Annotated in this window: 21 protein-coding genes; 11 read left to right on the plus strand and 10 right to left on the minus strand. The window is 60.1% G+C overall.

The window, feature by feature from the left end; all coding sequences use genetic code 11:
- Position 1 precedes the first annotated feature (1 nt).
- A complete protein-coding gene (locus G6K99_RS16765; RefSeq protein WP_082471960.1) occupies positions 2 to 802 on the plus strand; it encodes a FadR/GntR family transcriptional regulator in 801 nt (266 codons plus the stop codon).
- Here G6K99_RS16765 and G6K99_RS16770 read toward each other — a convergent pair.
- The 6 genes from G6K99_RS16770 to G6K99_RS16795 all read right to left on the minus strand — a co-directional run bounded on the left by G6K99_RS16770 (position 780) and on the right by G6K99_RS16795 (position 6,778).
- Entirely contained in the window at positions 780 to 1,616 is an 837-nt protein-coding gene (locus G6K99_RS16770; RefSeq protein ID WP_174197205.1) for a GNAT family N-acetyltransferase, read from the minus strand. The two genes, G6K99_RS16765 and G6K99_RS16770, sit on opposite strands and share 23 nt — an antisense overlap.
- A complete protein-coding gene (locus tag G6K99_RS16775; RefSeq protein ID WP_174197206.1) occupies positions 1,613 to 2,359 on the minus strand; it encodes an aspartate/glutamate racemase family protein in 747 nt (248 codons plus the stop codon). The genes G6K99_RS16770 and G6K99_RS16775 overlap by 4 nt, the downstream gene beginning before the upstream one ends.
- 9 nt (positions 2,360 to 2,368) lie before the next feature.
- The gene (locus G6K99_RS16780; protein WP_062462092.1) at positions 2,369 to 3,187 is read right to left on the minus strand and encodes an ABC transporter permease; all 819 of its coding nucleotides are present in this window, start codon (positions 3,185 to 3,187) and stop codon (positions 2,369 to 2,371) included.
- An 18-nt stretch (positions 3,188 to 3,205) separates the two neighbouring features.
- Positions 3,206 to 4,111, minus strand: a complete 906-nt coding sequence (locus G6K99_RS16785; protein ID WP_174197207.1) for an ABC transporter permease — start codon at positions 4,109 to 4,111, stop codon at positions 3,206 to 3,208.
- A gap of 251 nt (positions 4,112 to 4,362) precedes the next feature.
- Positions 4,363 to 5,652 (minus strand): PotD/PotF family extracellular solute-binding protein, encoded by a 1,290-nt coding sequence (locus tag G6K99_RS16790; RefSeq protein WP_174197208.1) that lies wholly within the window; start codon positions 5,650 to 5,652, stop codon positions 4,363 to 4,365.
- A 37-nt stretch (positions 5,653 to 5,689) separates the two neighbouring features.
- Positions 5,690 to 6,778 (minus strand): ABC transporter ATP-binding protein, encoded by a 1,089-nt coding sequence (locus tag G6K99_RS16795; protein WP_174197209.1) that lies wholly within the window; start codon positions 6,776 to 6,778, stop codon positions 5,690 to 5,692.
- A 234-nt stretch (positions 6,779 to 7,012) separates the two neighbouring features.
- On the opposite strand from G6K99_RS16795, the gene G6K99_RS16800 reads away from it, so the two are divergent.
- The 5 genes from G6K99_RS16800 (at position 7,013) to G6K99_RS16820 (ending at position 10,922) form a co-directional block, all read left to right on the plus strand.
- On the plus strand, positions 7,013 to 7,726 hold the full coding sequence (locus G6K99_RS16800; RefSeq protein WP_174197210.1) for a GntR family transcriptional regulator: 714 nt from the start codon (positions 7,013 to 7,015) through the stop codon (positions 7,724 to 7,726).
- A 169-nt stretch (positions 7,727 to 7,895) separates the two neighbouring features.
- On the plus strand, positions 7,896 to 8,726 hold the full coding sequence (locus tag G6K99_RS16805; protein ID WP_174197211.1) for a transporter substrate-binding domain-containing protein: 831 nt from the start codon (positions 7,896 to 7,898) through the stop codon (positions 8,724 to 8,726).
- Between the two features lie 101 nt (positions 8,727 to 8,827).
- Positions 8,828 to 9,469 carry an amino acid ABC transporter permease gene (locus G6K99_RS16810; protein WP_174197212.1) on the plus strand — a complete coding sequence of 214 codons (642 nt, stop codon included), beginning with the start codon at positions 8,828 to 8,830 and terminating at the stop codon, positions 9,467 to 9,469.
- Entirely contained in the window at positions 9,466 to 10,134 is a 669-nt protein-coding gene (locus G6K99_RS16815; protein ID WP_174197213.1) for an amino acid ABC transporter permease, read from the plus strand. The genes G6K99_RS16810 and G6K99_RS16815 overlap by 4 nt, the downstream gene beginning before the upstream one ends.
- Positions 10,131 to 10,922, plus strand: a complete 792-nt coding sequence (locus G6K99_RS16820) for an amino acid ABC transporter ATP-binding protein (RefSeq protein WP_174197214.1) — start codon at positions 10,131 to 10,133, stop codon at positions 10,920 to 10,922. The genes G6K99_RS16815 and G6K99_RS16820 overlap by 4 nt, the downstream gene beginning before the upstream one ends.
- A 7-nt stretch (positions 10,923 to 10,929) precedes the next feature.
- Here the strand turns inward: G6K99_RS16820 and rocF are convergent, their stop codons facing one another.
- The 3 genes from rocF to G6K99_RS16835 all read right to left on the minus strand — a co-directional run bounded on the left by rocF (position 10,930) and on the right by G6K99_RS16835 (position 14,298).
- On the minus strand, positions 10,930 to 11,850 hold the full coding sequence (gene rocF, locus G6K99_RS16825) for an arginase (RefSeq protein WP_113111655.1): 921 nt from the start codon (positions 11,848 to 11,850) through the stop codon (positions 10,930 to 10,932).
- Between the two features lie 137 nt (positions 11,851 to 11,987).
- Entirely contained in the window at positions 11,988 to 12,914 is a 927-nt protein-coding gene (locus G6K99_RS16830) for a dihydrodipicolinate synthase family protein (RefSeq protein WP_174197215.1), read from the minus strand.
- Positions 12,915 to 13,101: 187 nt separating this feature from the next.
- Positions 13,102 to 14,298, minus strand: coding sequence for an amidohydrolase family protein (locus G6K99_RS16835; RefSeq protein WP_174197216.1), 1,197 nt, complete (start codon positions 14,296 to 14,298; stop codon positions 13,102 to 13,104).
- 301 nt (positions 14,299 to 14,599) lie between these two features.
- Here G6K99_RS16835 and G6K99_RS16840 point away from each other — a divergent pair, with 301 nt between their 5' ends.
- The gene (locus G6K99_RS16840; RefSeq protein WP_012760580.1) at positions 14,600 to 14,803 is read left to right on the plus strand and encodes a cold-shock protein; all 204 of its coding nucleotides are present in this window, start codon (positions 14,600 to 14,602) and stop codon (positions 14,801 to 14,803) included.
- A gap of 104 nt (positions 14,804 to 14,907) precedes the next feature.
- On the opposite strand, the gene G6K99_RS16845 is transcribed toward G6K99_RS16840, so the two are convergent.
- Entirely contained in the window at positions 14,908 to 15,393 is a 486-nt protein-coding gene (locus tag G6K99_RS16845) for an Lrp/AsnC family transcriptional regulator (protein WP_174197217.1), read from the minus strand.
- Between the two features lie 96 nt (positions 15,394 to 15,489).
- Here G6K99_RS16845 and G6K99_RS16850 point away from each other — a divergent pair, with 96 nt between their 5' ends.
- The 4 genes from G6K99_RS16850 (at position 15,490) to G6K99_RS16865 (ending at position 20,267) form a co-directional block, all read left to right on the plus strand.
- Positions 15,490 to 16,983: an aminotransferase class V-fold PLP-dependent enzyme gene (locus G6K99_RS16850; RefSeq protein ID WP_174197218.1), complete on the plus strand. Its 1,494-nt coding sequence runs from the start codon at positions 15,490 to 15,492 to the stop codon at positions 16,981 to 16,983.
- 302 nt (positions 16,984 to 17,285) lie between these two features.
- Complete coding sequence (locus G6K99_RS16855; protein ID WP_174197219.1) at positions 17,286 to 18,425, plus strand: ROK family transcriptional regulator; 1,140 nt, start codon at positions 17,286 to 17,288, stop codon at positions 18,423 to 18,425.
- The gene (locus G6K99_RS16860; RefSeq protein WP_062462050.1) at positions 18,422 to 19,192 is read left to right on the plus strand and encodes an ATP-binding cassette domain-containing protein; all 771 of its coding nucleotides are present in this window, start codon (positions 18,422 to 18,424) and stop codon (positions 19,190 to 19,192) included. The genes G6K99_RS16855 and G6K99_RS16860 overlap by 4 nt, the downstream gene beginning before the upstream one ends.
- 34 nt (positions 19,193 to 19,226) lie before the next feature.
- On the plus strand, positions 19,227 to 20,267 hold the full coding sequence (locus G6K99_RS16865) for a sugar ABC transporter substrate-binding protein (RefSeq protein WP_062581491.1): 1,041 nt from the start codon (positions 19,227 to 19,229) through the stop codon (positions 20,265 to 20,267).
- Positions 20,268 to 20,319 lie beyond the last annotated feature (52 nt).

Consider the following 20,319-nt stretch of genomic DNA (forward strand, 5'->3'; position numbering starts at 1 on the left):
TTTGAGTTTGCTGGAAACGACGATTAACGGGCGAAAGCGCCGTAGCAACCACGCAACGGTGGTCGCTGGGCTTGGCCGCGGGATCGTTTCCGGCACGTTCCCCGAAGGCTCTCTCCTGCCCGGCGACACCGAGCTTTCCGCACGGTTCGGCGTATCGCGCACGGTGTTGCGCGAGGCGATGAAGACGCTGTCTGCCAAGCGGCTGGTCGAAGCCAAGGCGAAGGTCGGTACCCGCGTCCTCGACAGTTCGAGCTGGAATTTCTTCGACGCGGATGTCTTGAGTTGGCGTTTCGAGACGAGTCTCGACTACGAGTTCATCGAGCATCTGGCCGAAATGCGCACCGCGCTTGAGCCGGCAGCGGCGGCGGCGGCGGCTTTGAGGGCAACGAGCGACGACATCGTTTCGCTTTACGCGATCGCTGCCAAATTCGACAATCTCAACCACACGCCGGAATCGATCGCCAACGTGGATCTCGAATTCCACCTGGCCATTGCCCGCATGTCGGGCAATCCGTTCATGCGTTCGGCAAGCGCTTTGATCGAGGCGGCACTGGCGATTTCCTTCCAGCTGTCGTCACCGGCCGCGTCGCCGGAAATGATCGACGAAGTCGCCTCCAACCATCTGCGCATCGCCCATGCCATCGCGTCCCGCGATCCGCAAAAGGCGATGTCGGCGATGCGTCATGTGATCGACGTCGGCAAAATCCGCATCCGCACGTCGCTGGATGCTGCGGAGAACGTGCCAGGCAACAAGACCGCCGAGCTGCGCTTCCCGGATTCTACCCGAGTTCCAACGTCGTGACCCCGAAGATATCGGCTGTCCGCGCACTCGGTGGCAGGCCGCGATACATTCGGGCCGTGGTGAAACCTTTTTGGAATCCGGCTTCTGAAAGATAGTCCGAAAATCCCTGCTGCGGCGCCGGCACATCGATATGGACAGTCTCGCCTTCGGTTTCCGCGACGAGGCTTTGCAGCAGCGTGACGGCTTCGGTCGTACCCATGGCAAAAAGGGGACCGATCTTGAACCCGTCGCTACATTTGCGGCAGACGCCGTAGCCGCGAGCCCTGCCGTCCTTCATCAGGGCCTTTGCCAATCTCGGCGGCTTCAGCCACTCGGCAAGAAACGCCTCGCGTGTCTGCGAAAAGATCTCGCCATCGTAGCGGATGATAGCCGGCAAAATATCGGCGCTTACGTTGCTCACCTCGGAAATGACGGCCCCTTCGAGGCGGCCACTCCAGCGGATGGTCTCGTAGAACGGCTCGAACCCCATGCTGGCGTAATTCTGCTGTTGTTCCGAGACGCCATCGAGACCGATCGTTCGGCCTTCGAGATGCGCTATGCCGGCATCCCATACGCGCCGGCCCATGCCCTGCCCGCGAAAATCGGGATGTGCGATATAGAGGCCGATAAACCCGAAGTCGTTTCCGTATCGCACCGCGGAAATGCCTGATGCAAACACGCCATCGACGAAACAGCCGAAGAAACCATGGGGGTCCGCCGCATGGAAAGCCGCCGCATCGGCAAGCCCGGGGTTCCAGCCTTCCGCTCTCGCCCAGTCGAGAAGGCATTCAAGCTCCGAAAGTGCCAGCGTCCTGACGACGGCTGAGCCTGTCATCGTGCCGCAAGCCTATTAGGCGCAAAACCCTCGAGAAGCCCGACATACGTCTTGTTGACCGGCGTTGCATAACCGCCGTTTTTGGCCGTCGACAAACCGAGTGCCACCAGCATTTCCGCCTGCTTGACGGCAGCCGCGACACCATCCACGACAGGCACCCCGAATTCGGCCCGCAGTTCTGCGGTAAGGTCTGCCATGCCGGCGCAACCGAGCACGATCGCCTCGGCCTTATCCTCCTCCAAGGCCAGCGCGATTTCGGAACGAAGGCGTTCGCGCGCATTGGATGTCGGATCTTCCAGCGACAGGACCGGAATATCGGCGGCCCGCACCTTGCAGCGGCCGGCCATGCCGTAGCGATGGACGAGATGTTCGAGCGGCAGGCGTGAGCGCTCCATGGTCGTCACGATCGTGAAGCGTTGCGCGACAAAGGCAGTGGCAGAAAGCGCCGCTTCGCAGATTCCGATAACAGGGATATTCGCGAGAGCCCGCGCCGCATCGAGCCCCGTATCATCGAAACAGGCAATGATCGCCGCGTCGGCACCGGCCTTTTCGCCCTTGGCAAGCTCTACCAAAAGGCCGGGCACCGCAAACACTTCGTCGTAATAGCCTTCAATCGACACCGGCCCCATGGACGATGTGACGGCCTCGATCTGCGTGCCGGAATTGGCGACGCGGGCGGCGCTGTCGGCAACGGTTGCAGTCATGCTGGCGGTGGTATTGGGATTGACAATTAGAATGCGCATCGTGTGGGATCAGCTCCGCAGGCGGCGACGGTTGATATAGACGATCAAGCCGAGCGTTCCGGCAATGACCAGGAACGAGAACACCGTCGTGACTGTCCCAAGCGCATAGAGTACCGGCGTCGTGACATTGGTGGTCATGCCGTAGATCTCGAGCGGCAGCGTATTGTACGTGCCAGCCGTCATCAGCGTGCGGGCAAACTCGTCATAGGAAAGCGTGAAGCCGAACAGTCCGACGCCGATCAGGCTGGGTGCGATCATCGGCAGCACGACGTTAGAAAACGTCTGCCAGGACGAGGCGCCGAGATCGCGCGCAGCCTCCTCATAGGCGGGCGAAAAGCGGTTGAACACGGCAAACATGATCAGCACGCCGAACGGCAGGGTCCATGTCAGATGCGCGCCGAAGGCAGACGTGTACCAGGTAGGCTCCAGCCCGAACTGCTGGAAAACGACGCCAATGCCGAGCGAGACGATGATCGACGGCACGACAAGACTGGCCACCGCAAGATAGAAGAGAGCCGTCGCACCGGCAAACTTGCGGCGAAAGGCAAGGCCGGCCAGAAGTGCCACGACGACGGTGACAATCATCACCATCACCCCGAGTGCTGTGGAACGGCGGAACGAACCGCCGAAATCGCCGACCGCCTGGGTCTCGAACAGGTTGACGAACCAGCGGGTGGAGACGCCGTTCAACGGAAACGTCAGGCCGCCGTTCGGTCCCTGGAACGACAGGATCAGCACCGCAGACAGCGGCCCGTAGAGAAACAGCACGAAGATGGCGAAGAATAGGGCGAGAAAATAGAATTCTCGGCCGCGCTTGTCGCTGTGCATCTCAAAGCTCCCCCATCTTCACAGTTCTTTGCGGATATCGACGATGCGCAGGATGCCCGCCACCATCAAGAGAACGAGGACCAGGAGAACCACCGCGTTGGCGGCAGCAGCCGGATATTGCAGCAGCGACATCTGGTTCTTCATCATCAGCGCCACCGAAGCGCTCTGGCCGCCGGACATGACCTGCACGGTGGAAAAGTCGGCCATCACCAGCGTCACCACGAAGATCGTGCCGATCGCCATGCCGGGCTTGGCCAGCGGAATGATGACATTGGTCAGGATCTGAAACGATGTGGCACCGGCATCACGCGCCGCTTCGACGAGCGATTTGTCGATGCGCATCAGCGTGTTGAAGATCGGCGTCACCATGAACAGCGTGTAGAGATGCACCATGGCAAGCACCACGGCGAAATCCGAATAGAGCAGCCACTGGATCGGCTCCGGCACGATGCCGGCACTGACGAGCGCGCTGTTGATCAACCCGTTTCGCCCGAGAACCGGGATCCACGAAATCATCCTGATGATGTTGGATGTCAGGAAGGGAACGGTGCAGACCAGAAACAGCACCATCTGCATCGCCGAGGTGCGAATGTGGAAGGCGAGAAAATAGGCGACCCAGAATCCAACGAAAAGCGTGATCGCCCAGACGATGGCCGCAAATTTCAGCGTGTTGAGATAGGTCTTCCAGGTGACCCAGGATCCGAGCGTCTCCACATAGTTCATGGTCAGAAAGTCGGGATACATCTGGGCGAAATCGTAATCCCAGAAACTGACGATCACGATCATCAGGATCGGAAGCGCCAGAAAGAAACCAAGGATCAGAGTCAGCGGCGTCGCCTGCAGATAGGAGACGAGGCCGAGCGGGATGCGGATCTGCCGCTTCGGCTTCGGTTCGCCAACACCTAGGAATCGCACTTCCACCATCACCAAAAGGCTCCTGTCGTTTCGAAAAAGAGCGGTCCGGAAAGGTGCCCCTCATCCGGCTGCCGCCACCTTCTCCCCGCGGGCGGGAAGAAGGGATCTGTGGCAAGGTTGGTACCCCACCCTCATCCCTGTGCTCGTCACAGGGATCCAGCAACCGCGCGTCTGCGCGGTTAGAGACCCTTTTCAGCCCAAGGACTTGGGCTGGCTGGATTCCTGTGACGAGCACAGGAATGAGGGAAGGAAGATGTCGATCAAGCCGCGATGAATTCGTTCCAGCGGCGGACCATGTAGCGGTCCTCGTCCATCACCGAGTTCCAGCAGGCGACATGGCCCATGCGCTCCTCGAAGGAACCGCCATCGCGAACCGCACCGGCCTTTTCCATGACCTTGCCATCGGGCGCGACGATATCGCCCTGGGCCGCCTTGCCTTCGATCCAGTAGCCCCATTCGTCGGCCGACATGTGTTCCTTGGCCGTGTCCATGGCGGCGGAATAGTAACCCTGGCGGTTGAGGTAGGCACCGACCCAACCGGATGTGTACCAGTTGATATATTCATAGACCGCATCGAGCTTGGCGCCGGAGAGATGGGCCGCAAGACCGAGACCGCCGCCCCACGAGCGATAGCCTTCCTTGAGCGGCTGATACTTGCAGGCGATGCCCTTGGAGCGGACGGCGGCAACGGCCGGCGACCACATCGACTGGATGATGACTTCGCCCGACGACATCAGGTTGACGCTTTCGTCGAACGACTTCCAGAAGGCGCGGAACTGGCCTGCCTGCTTGGCCTTGATCAGGAAATCGATGGTCGCATCGATCTCGGCCTTGGTCATATTGCCCTTGTCGGCATACTTGATGTTGCCCATGGCTTCCATGATCATCGCAGCATCCATGATGCCGATCGACGGAATGTTCAGGATGGACGTCTTGCCCTTGAACTTCGGGTCCATGATATCGGCCCAGGTCGTGATTTCACGGCCGACCAGATCCGGACGAATGCCGAGCGTATCGGCATTGTAGATCGTAGGCATCATGGTGAACCACTGGGTCTCTTCCTTGGCGAACTTCTTGTCGCCCGCCTTTTCGACGAAGCCGACCGTATGCGGCGCCGTGCCCTGGGCGATCACGCTGTCCGGCTTCAGCTTGCCGTTCTTGAACAGCGGCACGACCTTGTCGTAATATTTCAGCTTCTTCACATCCATCGGCTGGATGACGCCTGCCGGATAGACCTTCTTGAGGATCCAGTATTCGATGTCGGCGATGTCGTAGGAGTTCGGCTGCGTGACGGCGCGCTGGGCAGCCGCATCGGAGTCGGTTGCGGTCATCTCAAGCGTGATGCCGAGATCGGCCTTGCACTTTTCGGCAATCGCATTGAGGTTCGAAACGCCGGTACCGAACTGGCGGATCGTGATCGGATTCTGCGCCCAGATGGTCGGGAAGCCGGTAATGGCGCCCGAACCGGCAGCAAGGCCGGCAGCAGCGGATGCGGTCTTCAGCAGCGAGCGGCGCGAAAGTCCCTTTGCGCCCTTTTGAATTTCAGTCATTCCCATGTTCTCCTCTAGTTGATTATTGTGAGTGGGATCAGTGCTTGAGGCGCCCGAGGACAATGGCGTCCTCCCGGCCCCAGCATAGGGGGATCGCCTCTCCGACCTTGACCGGATTGGCGAAGAAATCGGTGTCGGAGAGGATCGCGGTAAAATCCTCGATGCCGGCGCCGTTGACCGACAGCTTCACCGAGGAACCGCGATATTCGATATTGGTGATCGAGCCGGTAAAACCGAGGCCCGTCTCGGACGGCTGGCCGATCCGCACATGATCGGTGCGGATGGCGATGTCGGCCTGATCGGTCAGCTCGCCATTGTCGCCGACGGCCAGGAAATCGGCACCGGCTGGCACCGACAGCATCAGTTCCTGGCCATGGCTCTTGGTGACGCGACCGGAGATGACGTTGTGGTCGCCCATGAACTTCGCAACGAAGGCTGTCGCCGGCTTTTCGAACACGACGCGCGGATGGGCCGCCTGCTCGATGCGGCCGTCATTCATGATGACGATGATATCGGCAAGCGCCATCGCCTCTTCCTGGCTGTGCGTGACATGCACGAAGGTGATGCCGAGCGAGGTCTGCAACTTCTTCAGCTCCGCCCGCATGCGGATCTTCAAGAACGGATCGAGCGCGGAAAGCGGCTCATCAAGCAGCAAGGCTTCGGGATCGGTGATCAGCGCACGCGCCAGCGCCACGCGCTGCTGTTGACCGCCGGAAAGCTGGGCCGGACGGCGTGTCGCATAGCCTTCCATCTGCATCAGCCGCAGCAGGTCCATAGCCTTGGCGCGGCGGACATCCTTGTCGACGCCCTTCATCTTGAGCGAAAAAGCGACGTTGTCGACCAGATCGAGATGCGGAAACAGCGCGTAGGACTGGAACATCATTGCCGTGCCGCGTTTGGCCGGCGGAAGGTCTGTCACGACCGTGTTGCCAAGCCGCACGTCGCCCGACGTGATGCTCTCGTGGCCGGCGATCATTCTCAGCGTCGACGTCTTGCCGCAGCCGGACGGCCCGAGCAGGCAGCAATAGGTGCCGGCCGGGATCTTGAGACTGATCGCATGGACCGCCGTCGTCGTCCCATAGGTCTTGGTGACGGAGGCGATATCGATTTCGGCGGCCTTGCTCATGCGGTGCTCCCTGCTTCCACAATGAGATGCATCCGCCGTGCCAGTTTCCTTAAGCCATTGGCACTGCTGGAACTTCAATCCGGTGAGAAATGCGTTTTGCGTGCACTGCGCAAAAATCGTGCGATCGATACCGATCCCATGCGCAAATCGTATGCAATCCTTGCCGTGGATCGAAGACATCCGTTCTGGCAATCTCCATTTGTCTGGAGTAATGGAGATTAACGGGATGTGGTGATGAGTATCAGCGAGCAGATCATTCTCAGTGAGACGACGCCGGAAGACCGGTCTATGGCGATACGCGAAGCGCTGCGCAACGCGATCATCGACCGTCGCCTGGCGCCGGGAACCAAGCTTTCGGAAGCCGAAGTCGGCTCGCTGTTCGATGTCAGTCGCACCGTCGCCCGCGCCGCGCTGCAGATGCTGACCTTCGAAGGCCTGGTAAAGACCGAGCGAAACCGCGGCGCCTTCGTCTCCAATCCGTCGCCGGACGAAGCACGCCAGATCTTTGCCTCGCGCCGGCTGATCGAGCCCGGCATCGTCGCGGCCGCGCTCGAACGTATCACGCTTGACGACATCGAGCAGTTCCGGCGCCAGCTTGAGGAAGAAGAGCGCTACATGACCGAGCGCGGTCCGGCCGCACGCCGCGCCGAGATCAAGGCATCGGGAGATTTCCACCTGATGCTGGCTTCGGTCGCCGGAAATGCCATTCTCCAGCGCTTCATGGACGAATTGATAGCCCGCTCTTCACTGGTGATCGCGCTTTACGGCCGATCAGGTGTGTCGAGCTGCGGCCACAGCGAGCACTTCGCGATCCTCGACGCGCTCAAGGACGGCGATGGCGACCGGGCAGCCGCTCTGATGCTGCACCATATCGATCATATCGAGGCTGATCTCGACCTGCAGGAGAAGCAGGGTCTCGGCTTGAAAGACGCGCTCGCGATCGGCTGATCGATCGCTATCTTCGCACTTACCTAGCCTATATTGCAGTGCGAAACCGCGTTGACTCTGTTTCGGAAGCTCTGTCTATTTGTTCCATGCTTTGCCGGTTCACTCCGCCGAGCCAATAAACGGGAACAGCCATCGGCACGCGTATGCCGATAACGTGGAGACATCACCAATGCTGAAGAGACACCTGCTGAAGGCCGCCGTCGGCGCCGCACTTCTCGTAACCACGGCGTTTTCCGCCCATGCCGCAGATGACGCGCTTGCCCGCATCAAGGCGGCCGGCGTCATGAAGGTCGGCACGGAAACCGCCTTTGCTCCTTTCGACTTTATCGATGCCGGCACGCATTCAGGCCTCAACGTCGATTTCTTCGCAGAACTCGGCAAGGATCTCGGCGTCAAGATCGAATGGGTCGAGCTTCCCTGGGATGGCGTCTTCCCGGCGCTGGAAGCCGGCAAGTTCGATTTCGTCGCGGGCCCTGCCACCATCACCAAGGCACGCCTGGAACGCTTCAAGATGACCGCGCCGATCGCTGAAGCCACCGTCGCCATCCTGAAGAAAGCCGGCGATACATCGATCACCAAGCCTGAAGACATTGCCGGCAAGGCCGTCGGCGCCGGCAAGGCGACCGCGCAGCTTGCTCAGCTGCAGCAATATTCCGAGACTCTTCCGACCAAGGTGACCGCCCGCGAATACGTTTCCTTCAACGACGCCTACGCGGATCTGGCTGCCGGCCGTATCGTCGCCGTCGCAAATTCGCTGCCGAACATTGCCTTCGTCGCAAAGCAGCGCGCCGGCGTCTTTGAAGTTGTCACGCCCGCCTTCGGCAAGAAAGCCTATTTCGGCTTCATCGGCAAGAAGGACGCCGACAGCGCCAGCCTCGTCGAATACGTCAATTCCGAAGTCATCAAGATGAAGAAGGACGGGCGCCTGGCCAAGCTGCAGGAAAAGTGGTTCGGCACGACGTTCGATACGCCGGACGAAGTGAAAGAACCTGCGTTCTAACAAACCTTGCGAACGGGCAGGAGACGACAAGTCGTGTCCTGCCCGCTTCAATCCACTGCTCCATCCGCCCGCCGCATTCCCCGGGCGAGACGTGACGACAGATGACGTTCAAACTATTCACGCTTCTTCTGCAGGCGGCGCTGTCGACCATCGGCATCAGCCTGGTCTCGATTGCGATCGGCTTCGTGATCGCGATCCTGCTTTCGGCTGCGACCCTGACCGGCAAGACGATCTACTCGGCGCCTGCAAGGCTGTTCGTCAGCTTCTTTCGCGGCGTGCCGCTGCTTGTCCAGCTGCTGCTGATCTACACGCTGCTGCCGGCGATCGGTCTCAATGTGCCGAGCATCGTCGCCGCGATCATCGGATTGTCGCTCTGCACCGCGGCATATCAGGCGGAAAACCTGCGCGGCGGCTTCTCCAGCGTGCCGAAAGGGTTGATCGAGGCAGCTGAGGTGACGGGCTTCAATCCGCTGCAGATCTTTGCGCGTATCCAGGTGCCGATCGCCCTGCGGCTCACGCTCCCGACGCTGGTCAACGAATCGATCATGATCCTCAAGGCATCATCGCTTGTGTCTGTCGTCGGGATTATCGAGCTGACGAAGATGGCGCAGGATCTGGCCTCCAGCACCTACCAGCCGATCCCGATCTTCCTCAGTGCCGGATTGGTCTATTTCGTGATCTGCTCGACGATCGCGCTTCTAGGTCGGTACGCGGAAAGATCCATGGCGAGGACTTCCGCATGATGTTCAATCCTCAGGTCATCATCGAAAAGCTGCCGGAACTCGGGAGCGGGCTGTTCGTCACGCTACTGCTCTGGATCGCCGGCATTGCCGGTGGCGTCGTCATCGGCTTTCTCGTGGCAACCGCGCGCCGCTTCGGTGGGTTTGCGACCAACGTTGTTCTAGGCTCCGTTGTCGAAGTGCTGCGCGGCACGCCATTCCTGATCCAGATCTTTCTTCTCTATTACGGCGGTCCGTTCGTCGGCCTGATGCTGGATCCGATCCCCTGCGGCCTGATCGGTCTGACGGTCTACAGCGCCGCCTATTACAGCGAGATCTTCCGCGCCGGCTTTGCCGCCGTGCCTGTTGGCCATGTGGAAGCCGCCGGCTGCCTTGGCATGACGCGCCTGCAGACGATCCGCCGTATCCAGATCCCGGAAATGGCGCTGATCGTGCTGCCGCCGGCGGTCAATCTTTCGGTCATCCTGCTGAAGGAATCCGCCGTTCTGTCGATCATCACCGTGCCGGAACTGACGGCCACCGTCAGCGCCATCGGCTCGCAGCAATATGCCTATCTCGAAGCAATCTTCATTCTCGCTGTCGTCTACTGGGCACTTGTCGAGCTGACAGACCGGCTTGGCCGCGCCGCCGAACACCGGCTTTCCCGTTTGAGGTTTTCGAAAGCATGACCCTACCCGCCATCACCATCCGCAATCTGGTCAAGCGTTTCGGAGAAACGATCGTTCTGCAGGATATCAATCTCGAAATACCCGAGGGCAAGGTCTCCTGCCTGATCGGCCCTTCCGGCTCGGGCAAGAGCACGCTTTTGCGATGCCTGGCCTTCCTGGAGGAATCGACCAGCGGCATGATCACCATCAACGGCGAGGCGCTGGGCTTTTTCGAAATGCCGGATGGCAAGCGCGAACGACTGCCCCCGGCGCAGATCCGTGCCGTCCGCGCCCAAACCGGCATGGTCTTCCAGCAGTTCAATCTCTGGCCGCACATGACGGCGCTCGGCAATGTCAGCGAAGCCCTGAAGATCGTCCGGAAGCTCTCGAAAGCCGACGCCGAGGAAAAGGCCATGGCGCAGCTGCGCAAGGTCGGCCTGGAAAACCGTGCCGGCCATTACCCGTCGCAATTGTCCGGCGGCCAGCAGCAGCGCGTCGCCATCGCCCGCGCCCTGGCACTCGAGCCGAAGATCATGCTGTTTGACGAAGCGACATCAGCACTTGACCCGGAACTGACGGGCGAAGTGCTGAAAGTCATGCGGGATCTGGCCGAGGAGGGCATGACCATGGTCGTCGTGACCCACGAAATCGGCTTTGCCGCGACCGTCGGCCAGCAGATCTCGTTTCTCGACCACGGCAAGCTGCTGTTTTCAGGCCAGCCCTCGGAGGTCTTTGCCAAGCCGCGCCATCCGCGTCTCGACCAGTTCCTCGATACCTATCTCGACCGCGGCGCAAGCATGCTCATCTGACGAGCCGTCAGAACCGCCGGGTCGGGCGGTCAAGCACGGTGCGGCCCATCAGGCTGGCGGTTAGATCCACCAAGAGCGTCGCCGTGCGGCCCCGTTCGTCGAGGAACGGGTTGAGCTCGACCAGATCGAGGCTGGTGACAAGACCGCTGTCATGCAGCATTTCCATCACCAGATGCGCTTCGCGGAACGTAGCGCCGCCCGGCACCGTAGTGCCGACGGCGGGAGCGACCGACGGATCGAGGAAATCCACGTCGAGGCTGACATGCAGCAGACCGCCCGCGGCCTCGACCTTTTCGATAAACGAGCGCAGCACGGCGCCGACACCGTGTTCGTCGATCGCGCGCATGTCATGCACCGTGATGTCACTCTTGTTGATCGCCGAGCGCTCCTGCGGATCGACGCTGCGGATACCGATCATGCAGACATTGGCCGGATCGACGGGATGCGTCAGGGGCGGAAAATAGCCATCAAAACCCGGCTGCCCCGTGAAATAGGCAACGGGAACGCCGTGCAGGTTGCCGCTGCCGGTCGTTTCCAGCGTGTGGAAATCCGTGTGCGCATCGACCCAGAGAACGAACAGCGGTCGCTGCTTTTCGGACGCGGTGCGTGCCAGGCCCGCAACAATTCCGGCCGACATCGCATGATCGCCGCCGAGAAAGATCGGCATGCCCTCGGCACTTTCGCGGTGGGCGATCTTCGTCAGCAGTTCGACCCAGGCGACGATCTGAGGCAGGCGGCGAACCGCCGGGTTGGGATGGGTGATATCAGAGACCGGCGGCAGCGCCAGATTGCCGAGATCGCTCACCTGATGCCCGAGGTCGGCGAGCGCGCCGGCAAGGCCTGCGGTGCGCAACGCACTCGGCCCCATCTCGCAACCGAGCTGGGATGCTCCATCCTGAAGGGGAACGCCGATGAGTTTGCAATGCATGCTGTTTTTCCGTCGCTGACCGAATCTTGGGGCTCAAGACCTACCACGGAACGCGGCCGATAGGCAGCAGCCAGCCTCATCCATGGAAAATCGGGCGGAGGAAGGAGCGGGTACGGGATATCCCGCTCCGTCCGATGTCAGAGTGCTGCGCGCTTGTCGTGTTTGGCGAGGCGTGCGAGCAGATAATCGACTTCTGCCTTGGCGGCCGGCGTCAGCATCTGGGCGGGCTTGCGCTGCGCATCGGAGGCAATCACGCCACGGCGCTTGAGCACGTGCTTCCGAACCGCGAGACCGATGCCGAGCTGCTGCTCATAGCGGATCAGCGGCAGATGCGCGTCGAACAGGTCATGCGCCTCGTCGCGTTTGCCAGCGGCAAAAAGCCCGATCAGCTCGGTCAGCATGTCCGGGAAACCGTAGCCGGTCATTGCCCCATCGGCGCCGCGCTCCGGCTCGAAATCGAGGAACATGCCGCCATTGCCGCAGAGAATGGAGAACGGCCGCAACTCTCCGGCCTTCTGCATCGCGCGCAGCCTGGAAATCTTTTCAAGACCCGGCCAGTCCTCATGCTTCAGCATCAGGCAGGAGGGATGGTTGGTGATGATCTTGGCGACCACGCTGGTTGCGATCACCGTGTTGAGCGTCAGCGGATAGTCCTGCAGCACCCATGGCACGTCTTCACCAACCGCTTCCACGGCGCCTGCAAAATAATTTATGGTCTGGTCGTCGGTCTTGGCGCCCTGCCCCGGCGCGATCATCACGCCTGCGGCACCCATGTCCATGGAGGAGCGAGCGAGCGACCGCATGGCGGCGAAACCGGGCGCCGACACGCCGACGATGATCGGCACCTTGGCACGGGAGACCACCCGCTTGATGATCGCCCGGCTTTCATCCGCCTCCAGCTTCGGCGCCTCTCCCATGATGCCGAGAATGGTAATGCCGGTGCAGCCGCTCTCCTCATAGAAATCGGTCAGCCGATCGACGGAATCGAAATCGATCGAACCATCCTCGTGAAACGGTGTCGCGGCAATGGCGTAAACGCCCTTGGTTTCGGCATTGAATGTCATGAAATCTCCTCTCAGTATCAAACGAGCTGCAGGGTAATTCGCGTCAGGACCTCCGGTAATAGCAAAGGCCTGTCAGACTCCGGCTGTTCGACCGGTATCATGATGTGGACGAAGAACACCATGCCCGCCATCCCGATCGGCGGAGTTACGGTTTCAAGCCGCCCTCCGTCACCGATCTCGAAGCGAATCAGACCCGTTTGCCACCCTGGGCAACGAGACGTCCAGCCTTGAACACACGCCTGTTGCCGGGGAAAGCAACGACCGCTTCCGGAATATTGGCAGCCGAAAGCGTCACAAAATCCGCCTGCGCGCCAATCTTGATGCCATAGCCCTCTATCCTCAGCGCCTTGGCTGTTTCCGAAGTGACGATGTCGAAGGCGGCTGTCAGTTCGTCGTCGGTGTAGAAGCCCGAGCGATATCCGATGATTTCCGCGCGGTGCAGCATGTCGCCATCGCCATAGGGCCACCAGCTGTCGCGAATATTGTCGCTGCCGCTGAACACGGTGACGCCTTCTCGCCGCAACAGAGCGACCGGCGGGAAATTGTGGTTGCCCGGCGCATTGGTCATGATCGAAACGCCGCTTTTCGCAATCGTTGCGGCAATTTTGCGCGCCGCGTCAGCGTCGAGATCTCCAAGCCCATAGGCATGGCTGATCGCGACATGGCCCTGCATGCCGAGCGCCACCGTGCGGGCGCAAATCTCCTCGATGGTAAACGCGCCCATGCTGCCGGAATCGTGGAGATGAATGTCGATATCGACACCGTGCTTTTCGGCAACGCCGAAGACCACATCGAGATGGCCGGTGACGTCACGATCGAAACTGGCTGGATCGAGACCGCCGACCAGATCGGCACCCAGCCCGATGGCCTCGTCCAGCAGCGCCGGTGTGCCGGGGCTCCTGAGGATGCCGCTCTGCGGAAAAGCCACCAGCTGGAGATCGATCACATCCCTATAGTCCTCGCGAACCGCCAGGATCGTCTCCAGCGATTTTAACCCGACCGAACCATCGACCATCACGTGGCTGCGCATGGAAAGCGTGCCATTGGCGATGCAGAGATCGAGCTGATCGTGGGCCCGCTTGTCCATCGGCGCCGCGGCGGCCATGTTCTCCGCCTGGAAGGTGACCCGCTCCTGCACGTCGAAACCGTTGGTGCAGGGCCGATGCGGCATCCATTTATCGCCGTAGAAGCTCGTATCCAGATGGATGTGCCCTTCGACAAAACCCGGAACCAGCAACTCGCCGCCGATGTCGATGACCTCGGCAGAAGGAGTAACCGAGCCTGCGGCTTCAATCGCAGATATCCGCCCCGACTCGACGTGAATATCGCGCAGAACGCCCTCCGCCAGCCTGGCATTGGTGAAAACCGTCGTGCTTTTGATCATGGGCTTCCTCAAATTCTAGCATCGTTTACAGCGTCAGGTCGGCGGCAACCCCCTGGTTTATACGGCTTATTGCCCGCTATGCGACCAATATCCGATCAAGATAACGGAGTTAGGTGTCGCGGCAGGCTTGCTCGCCAGAGATATCAATGCTTAAGATACTTTGCGTAGTCGGTGGCAAGAAAATTTGGCGTTGATACGGGCCGGGCATCACGGTGTTCATGGTGCTGGGGTTGATAGTGAAGCGGTGGCGCTATAGTTTGCCCATCGCAATTTCGCGGATTACATAGGAAACAGGTTTCTCATGGCGACAGGTACGGTTAAATTCTTCAACGACGACAAGGGCTTCGGCTTCATCACGCCTGAGAATGGCGGCCAGGACGTGTTCGTTCACGTTTCTGCTCTGCAGCGCGGCGGCTCGCTTCGCGAAGGTGACAAGGTCAGCTTCGAAGTCGGACAGGATCGCAAGACCGGTAAATCGAAGGCTGAAAACGTCTCGGTTCTCTAAGCGACGATAAAAAGCGCCTAGCCTGCTTTAGGGTGGGCTAGGCACATTCTGCGGGTTAATCCATCGGTTGTGCCGCCAAATATGGCTGGAAACCGAACCAGGTCTCACCGGTTCATTCGGCTGAGATCCAGTGCACGGTTGCGAATGATCGCCTCCATCGCGAAAAAGCCCGTCACCGTCGCGAGATCGAAATTCGTGATGAGCTTCTGATAAAATGCGTCATACCCTGATATTCCGCGGGTCACGACCTTGATCAGATAATCCCAATCTCCCCCGATCCTGTAAAAGTCGATCACCTCCGGCAGGCGATCGACATGCCGGCGAAAATCGTCAGCCCATTCCTTGGAATGGTGGCGTGTGCGAATCATCACAATGACCGTCAGATCGAAGCCCAGCAGGTCGAGATCGATCTCGGATCGGGCATTGCCGATGATCCCGCTTGCCTGCAGACGCTGCAGCCTGCGCCAGCATGCATTTTGCGAAAGTCCGACATGCTCTGCCAAATCACGCTGCGACAAGGCCGAGTTGCGTTGCAGGCTCGTGAGGATCCGTAGATCGATTTCATCGAAATTCAGGTCATTCTCGATCATTTGACACAGTTCCTGGCAAAATCAGCGCAAATACGGTGAAGAATTCAGACCCTGCTTCAGTTTATAATCGCAGTCAACTCGTCAAGGAGATCGACAATGCGCCAGCTGGCTGACTGCATGCCACGAACCGAACCCGAAACTGCTCTTCAGGGATTTCGTCGCAGTCTGGCTGTCGCCGATCCGATTGCAGCACTGACCTCGGGAATGATTGGCGCATCCGCCAAGGTGGACGGGCCATACGGCCTGAAGGATCTCATCTATGCCGATTATGTGGCGTCAGGACGGGCGCTCCGGCAGGTGGAAACCTTCGTTCTTGAAGAGGTCCTGCCTTATTATGCCAACAGCCATACGGAAGCGTCCTTTTGCGGAGCGATGATGACCCGCATGCGCCGTGAAGCGCGTGCCACTATCGCCGAATGCTGTGGCGCCGACAGCCGCCATGCGGTGATCTTTGCCGGATCCGGTGCAACGGCCGGCATCAACCGCCTGGTCAAGTTGCTCGGCGTCGAGGATGCAGTCACTACCGGCAAACCCGCACGGGTCATCATCGGCCCCTACGAGCATCATTCGAACATCCTCCCCTGGCGGGAAAGCGGCGCTGAGATCATCGAAATTCAGGAAGGTTGCGATGGTGGCCCTGACCTCATCCTCCTGGAAAAGGCTCTTGAAGACAGCAGGGACGTTCTGACGATCTGCTCGTTTTCGGCCGCATCGAACATCACCGGTATCCTGACGGATATCGAAGCGGTCACCCGGCTCGCAAAATCGGCAGGCGCAAAGATCCTCTGGGATTTCGCCGGCGCAGGTCCCTATATCCCAATCACGATGACACCGGCCGAAGGCGCCGAGATCGACGCCATCGTCGTATCACCCCATAAATTCCTCGGTGGCCCCGGTGCCTCCGGTATCCTCGTGGTCAGACGCGATGCAGTCGTCACTACAAAACCCTCTTGGCCAGGCGGCGGCACCGTCAAATTCGTCTCCCCGACGGGCCACGATTACAGCGACAATATCGAAGCGCGCGAAGAAGCCGGAACCCCCAACGTCATCGGCGATATCCGCGCTGCACTCGCCTTCTTGGTCAAGCACGCAATCGGCCTTGAGAGAATTGCGAGCCTGAACGAGGATTTCACCGCGCGCGCACTCGAGGCTTGGCAGGGCATTCCCCAGATCGAGCTGTTGGGCTCGATGAGCATGTCGAGACTGCCGATCTTTTCGTTTCGCATCAGGGATGGAAAGGGTGGCTATGTGCATCAGCAGCTGATCACCCGCATGCTTTCCGATCGCTTCGGTATACAGGCACGCGGCGGCTGCGCCTGCGCCGGCCCCTATGTCCACCGCCTCCTGTCGATCGATGACGAGCATTCGGAGCAGATCAGGCAATCGATCCGGAACGGCAACGAAATCGAGAAACCGGGTTTCACCCGGCTCAATCTGAGCGTTCTCCATTCCGAGGAAAAAGTCAGGTTCATCCTGGAAGCGGTGATCCAACTCGCCCGGGATGCCCCTTCGCATACGGCGTCATACATGGTCGATCGCAGCCGGGCGATATTCTCGCCCCTCGCTCAACCGTTGAAGGCGACGGCATAGCTTTTGCCAAACGCCTCCCGTTTGGCGTGCCCACCCGGCCGCCTTGCGGGTACGACCCCCGTGACATAGCGCGACCTACCGGCGGAGGATGACGCTTTCGTGCTCATGTTGATCAGGCGCTGGTCATGATTCCTGGCTCCGAGGGTGAGGCGAACTCTTTCGCGGAAAGCGCGCGAACCGTCAGGTCAGCCTTTGCAACGTCAGCGCGATCGGGCCCTTCGCGCGCACATTTTTCTTTTTTGAAAACCATTTGACTAAATACGTGACCGCTGACACACTTTCGTCATTCGGAGACATTCGAAATGGCGCTGCGCGGTACCAACCAGGAATCCGGAAGGCCCTACAACAGACGGATCGTCTTGGAAGCGATCCGCCTGACTGGTCCGACGACGCGTGGCGAAATTGCCGAACGGGTTCACCTCACCGTACAGACTGTCTCTACCATCGTGCGGGAACTCGAAGAACAAGAGCTCATCGTCTCGGTGCGCGAAAAGCCTCGGGGCCGCGGTATTCCGCCCTCGAAGCTGACCGTCAATCCGGAGGGTGGGCATGCGGTCGGCATTCACCTGACGCCGCTTGGCATCGACGTTGCCTTGGTCAATCTGCGCGGTGATGTCGTCGAGAGCCGCCACCGCAGCGCGTCCAACCCGAAACCGGACGAAGCCTTCGCTCTGATTGGCGAGATGGTGGACGAACTCAAGGCAAGCCCATGCCGCGGCCGCCTGCTGGGCGTCGGACTGGCTTTGCCCGGGCCATTCGACGTGGAATCCATCAGCTTCGTTGGCCCGACAACGATGACCGGCTGGAAAGACGTCGACATCAATGCCCGCCTCACAGAGGCGACAGGTCTGCCGGCCTTTATGGAAAACGACATGGCGGCAGCGGCGCTCGGCGAGCAGCTCTACGGTCTCGGCCAGCAGATTTCGGATTACTATTACCTGTTCTTCGGCGTCGGCCTTGGCGGCGCGATGATGCATGACGGGACAGTGATGCGCGGCGCCTGGGGCAATGCCGGCGAAATCGGCCATATCCCCGCCGTTCCGGATGGCGAGCCCTGCCCCTGCGGCAACAATGGCTGCCTTGAGCGCTATCTTTCGCTCGAGGCCTTCACGCGGCGCGGCCTGCCCGAGGCCGAATGGGTCCGCGAGATCGCGCCGATCTTTCGCAATGCCATCCGCACGATCGAGAACCTTTTCGATCCAGAGACTGTCGTGCTCGGTGGCCTGGCGCCGCAGTCTTTGATCGAGCAGCTTGCCGCACTTGCCGACGGCCTGAGCAATTCGGTTTCCGCCCGCACCAACCGCCCGCATCCACGTGTCGTCGTCGCCAGTGACTGCCAGCATTCGGCACTCCGAGGCGCAGCCGCGCTAGCCGTTTTCGGCGTCCTGTCGCCGCGCTTCGGCCAGATGTTCGAGACTTCAGAGAAGGGGACTGTCGAATGACCGAAAAACTGCTTGTCCTGAATGATATCCGCAAGAATTTCGGCGCGATCGAAGCGCTGAAGGGCATCAGTTTCTCGATCGGAAAGGGCGAAGTGGTCGCTCTTCTCGGCGACAACGGCGCAGGCAAGTCCACGCTTGTGAAGATCATCTCGGGTGGTCTGCAACCGACGTCAGGTCAGATGCTCTTCGAAGGCGAAGAGTTCGAGGCAAAGACGCCTGCCGAGGCCAAGGCAGCCGGCATCGAGACGGTCTACCAGGACCTGTCTCTCTGCACCAATGTGGACGTCGTCGCCAATTTCTTCATGGGCCGCGAGATCACCCGCAAGATCGCGGGCATCCCCTTCCTCGATGAGCGTGCGATGGAGGAAATCACGACCAAGGCACTGACCAGTGCCGGCACCCGCATTCCCTCCATGCGCACCAAGGTCGAGCATCTGTCCGGCGGCCAGCGGCAGGCGATCGAGCTCAACCGTTTTGCCCATTGGGGTGGCAAGCTCCTCTTGCTGGACGAGCCGTTCGCCGCACTTGGGGTCGAACAGACGCGGCGGGGATTGGACATGATCCGCCATGTCGCCAGCCAGGGCATCGGTGTCGTCATCATCACCCACATCATGCAGCAGGCCTTTCAGGTCGCAGACCGCATCGTCGTCATCCGCCACGGCGTCGTCGCCGGCGATGTCGACAGAACCAAGACAAGCCCGGATGCAGTGATCGAAATGATCACAGGGCAAACCCTCACCGGCGCCGGACCGGTGGGCAAACAATGACAAGGGGTCCGGCGTAAAACTGGAGAGAACGATCATGAGACGAATAATGCTAAGCTTGCTGAGCGTTTTGGTGCTCGGCCTTTCAATGCTCACAACGGCGGCCGCACAGTCCAAGGGTACGGTCTATTATCTTGTGCCGACACTGCTCGACGAATTCCAGACAGGCTCGGTCAGCGCCTTGGAAATGTTTCTGAAGCAGACCGGCTACGAGATGAAAACCCTTAACGCCGACAACAAGACAGACGCACAGCAGTCGCAGATGAACGACGTCATCGCCTTGAAGCCGGCGGCGATCATCCTCGCCGCTGTCGACTTCAACGCATTGAAACCATCCATCGAGGCAGCCCGTGCGGCCGGTATTCCGGTCGTCGAGTTCGACCGTCAGGTCACCTCGACCGTGTCAGACTTCACCTCGGTCGCCGGGACGATCGAGATCGGCCATGTTGCCGCGCAACAGGCTGAAGCGATGCTCAAGGCCAAGAATGGCGACGTGAAGGGCAAGATCCTGCAGGTTCTGGGCGACCCTGGCGATCCCTACACGCTCGATATCCAGAAGGGCTTCGAAGAGAAGATGAAGGCCTTCCCGAAGGTGACCATCATCTCTGTGCCCGCCATGCAGTGGGAAGCCAGCAATGCAGGGACGATCGTCTCCGATCAGATGCTGGCCAATCCCGATATCAACCTGATCTTCCTGCATGCAGCCCATCTTTCGGTTGCAGCCGTCGCCTCGCTTGAGTCCGCTGGCAAGAAACCAGGTGACGTCATGATGATGAGCTCGAACGGCGCTCCCGTCGGCCTCGATCTGATCCGCAAGGGCTGGCTCAATACCGAAGTCGAGCAACCGCTTTATGCCCAGGCGGCAGCCATTGCCATGTTCATGGACAAGATCGTCGGCAAGCAGGAAATCAAGGCCGGCGACTATGATGTGCTTGGCCTGAAAGGGGTCGTGACGAAGGAAGCCTGGGGGCCGAACATCAAGATCCCGGGTGCCGCGATCACCAAGGAGAATGTCGACAACCCGGCCTTCTGGGGCAACATGAAAGCGCCGACAGCCTCGATCAAATCCGTCGAATAACAACCCTTCATCCGGGGTTGAAAGACCCCGGACTCCTTCCCTCAAGTCCGGA

It is taken from the genome of Neorhizobium sp. AL 9.2.2, assembly GCF_013317225.1.
GTDB lineage: Bacteria > Pseudomonadota > Alphaproteobacteria > Rhizobiales > Rhizobiaceae > Neorhizobium > Neorhizobium soli.

What these genes read in the sequence shown, in the direction of transcription:
- G6K99_RS16835 (WP_174197216.1), bottom strand. Translation starts at nt 14,298, where the DNA reads ATGATCAAAAGCACGACGGTTTTCACCAATGCCAGGCTGGCGGAGGGC.
- G6K99_RS16785 (WP_174197207.1), bottom strand. Translation starts at nt 4,111, where the DNA reads ATGGTGGAAGTGCGATTCCTAGGTGTTGGCGAACCGAAGCCGAAGCGG.
- G6K99_RS16810 (WP_174197212.1), top strand. Translation starts at nt 8,828, where the DNA reads ATGACGTTCAAACTATTCACGCTTCTTCTGCAGGCGGCGCTGTCGACC.
- G6K99_RS16805 (WP_174197211.1), top strand. Translation starts at nt 7,896, where the DNA reads ATGCTGAAGAGACACCTGCTGAAGGCCGCCGTCGGCGCCGCACTTCTC.
- rocF (WP_113111655.1), bottom strand. Translation starts at nt 11,850, where the DNA reads ATGCATTGCAAACTCATCGGCGTTCCCCTTCAGGATGGAGCATCCCAG.
- G6K99_RS16850 (WP_174197218.1), top strand. Translation starts at nt 15,490, where the DNA reads ATGCGCCAGCTGGCTGACTGCATGCCACGAACCGAACCCGAAACTGCT.
- G6K99_RS16790 (WP_174197208.1), bottom strand. Translation starts at nt 5,652, where the DNA reads ATGACTGAAATTCAAAAGGGCGCAAAGGGACTTTCGCGCCGCTCGCTG.
- G6K99_RS16775 (WP_174197206.1), bottom strand. Translation starts at nt 2,359, where the DNA reads ATGCGCATTCTAATTGTCAATCCCAATACCACCGCCAGCATGACTGCA.
- G6K99_RS16780 (WP_062462092.1), bottom strand. Translation starts at nt 3,187, where the DNA reads ATGCACAGCGACAAGCGCGGCCGAGAATTCTATTTTCTCGCCCTATTC.
- G6K99_RS16845 (WP_174197217.1), bottom strand. Translation starts at nt 15,393, where the DNA reads ATGATCGAGAATGACCTGAATTTCGATGAAATCGATCTACGGATCCTC.
- G6K99_RS16800 (WP_174197210.1), top strand. Translation starts at nt 7,013, where the DNA reads ATGAGTATCAGCGAGCAGATCATTCTCAGTGAGACGACGCCGGAAGAC.
- G6K99_RS16770 (WP_174197205.1), bottom strand. Translation starts at nt 1,616, where the DNA reads ATGACAGGCTCAGCCGTCGTCAGGACGCTGGCACTTTCGGAGCTTGAA.
- G6K99_RS16795 (WP_174197209.1), bottom strand. Translation starts at nt 6,778, where the DNA reads ATGAGCAAGGCCGCCGAAATCGATATCGCCTCCGTCACCAAGACCTAT.
- G6K99_RS16865 (WP_062581491.1), top strand. Translation starts at nt 19,227, where the DNA reads ATGAGACGAATAATGCTAAGCTTGCTGAGCGTTTTGGTGCTCGGCCTT.
- G6K99_RS16860 (WP_062462050.1), top strand. Translation starts at nt 18,422, where the DNA reads ATGACCGAAAAACTGCTTGTCCTGAATGATATCCGCAAGAATTTCGGC.
- G6K99_RS16830 (WP_174197215.1), bottom strand. Translation starts at nt 12,914, where the DNA reads ATGACATTCAATGCCGAAACCAAGGGCGTTTACGCCATTGCCGCGACA.
- G6K99_RS16840 (WP_012760580.1), top strand. Translation starts at nt 14,600, where the DNA reads ATGGCGACAGGTACGGTTAAATTCTTCAACGACGACAAGGGCTTCGGC.
- G6K99_RS16820 (WP_174197214.1), top strand. Translation starts at nt 10,131, where the DNA reads ATGACCCTACCCGCCATCACCATCCGCAATCTGGTCAAGCGTTTCGGA.
- G6K99_RS16815 (WP_174197213.1), top strand. Translation starts at nt 9,466, where the DNA reads ATGATGTTCAATCCTCAGGTCATCATCGAAAAGCTGCCGGAACTCGGG.
- G6K99_RS16855 (WP_174197219.1), top strand. Translation starts at nt 17,286, where the DNA reads ATGGCGCTGCGCGGTACCAACCAGGAATCCGGAAGGCCCTACAACAGA.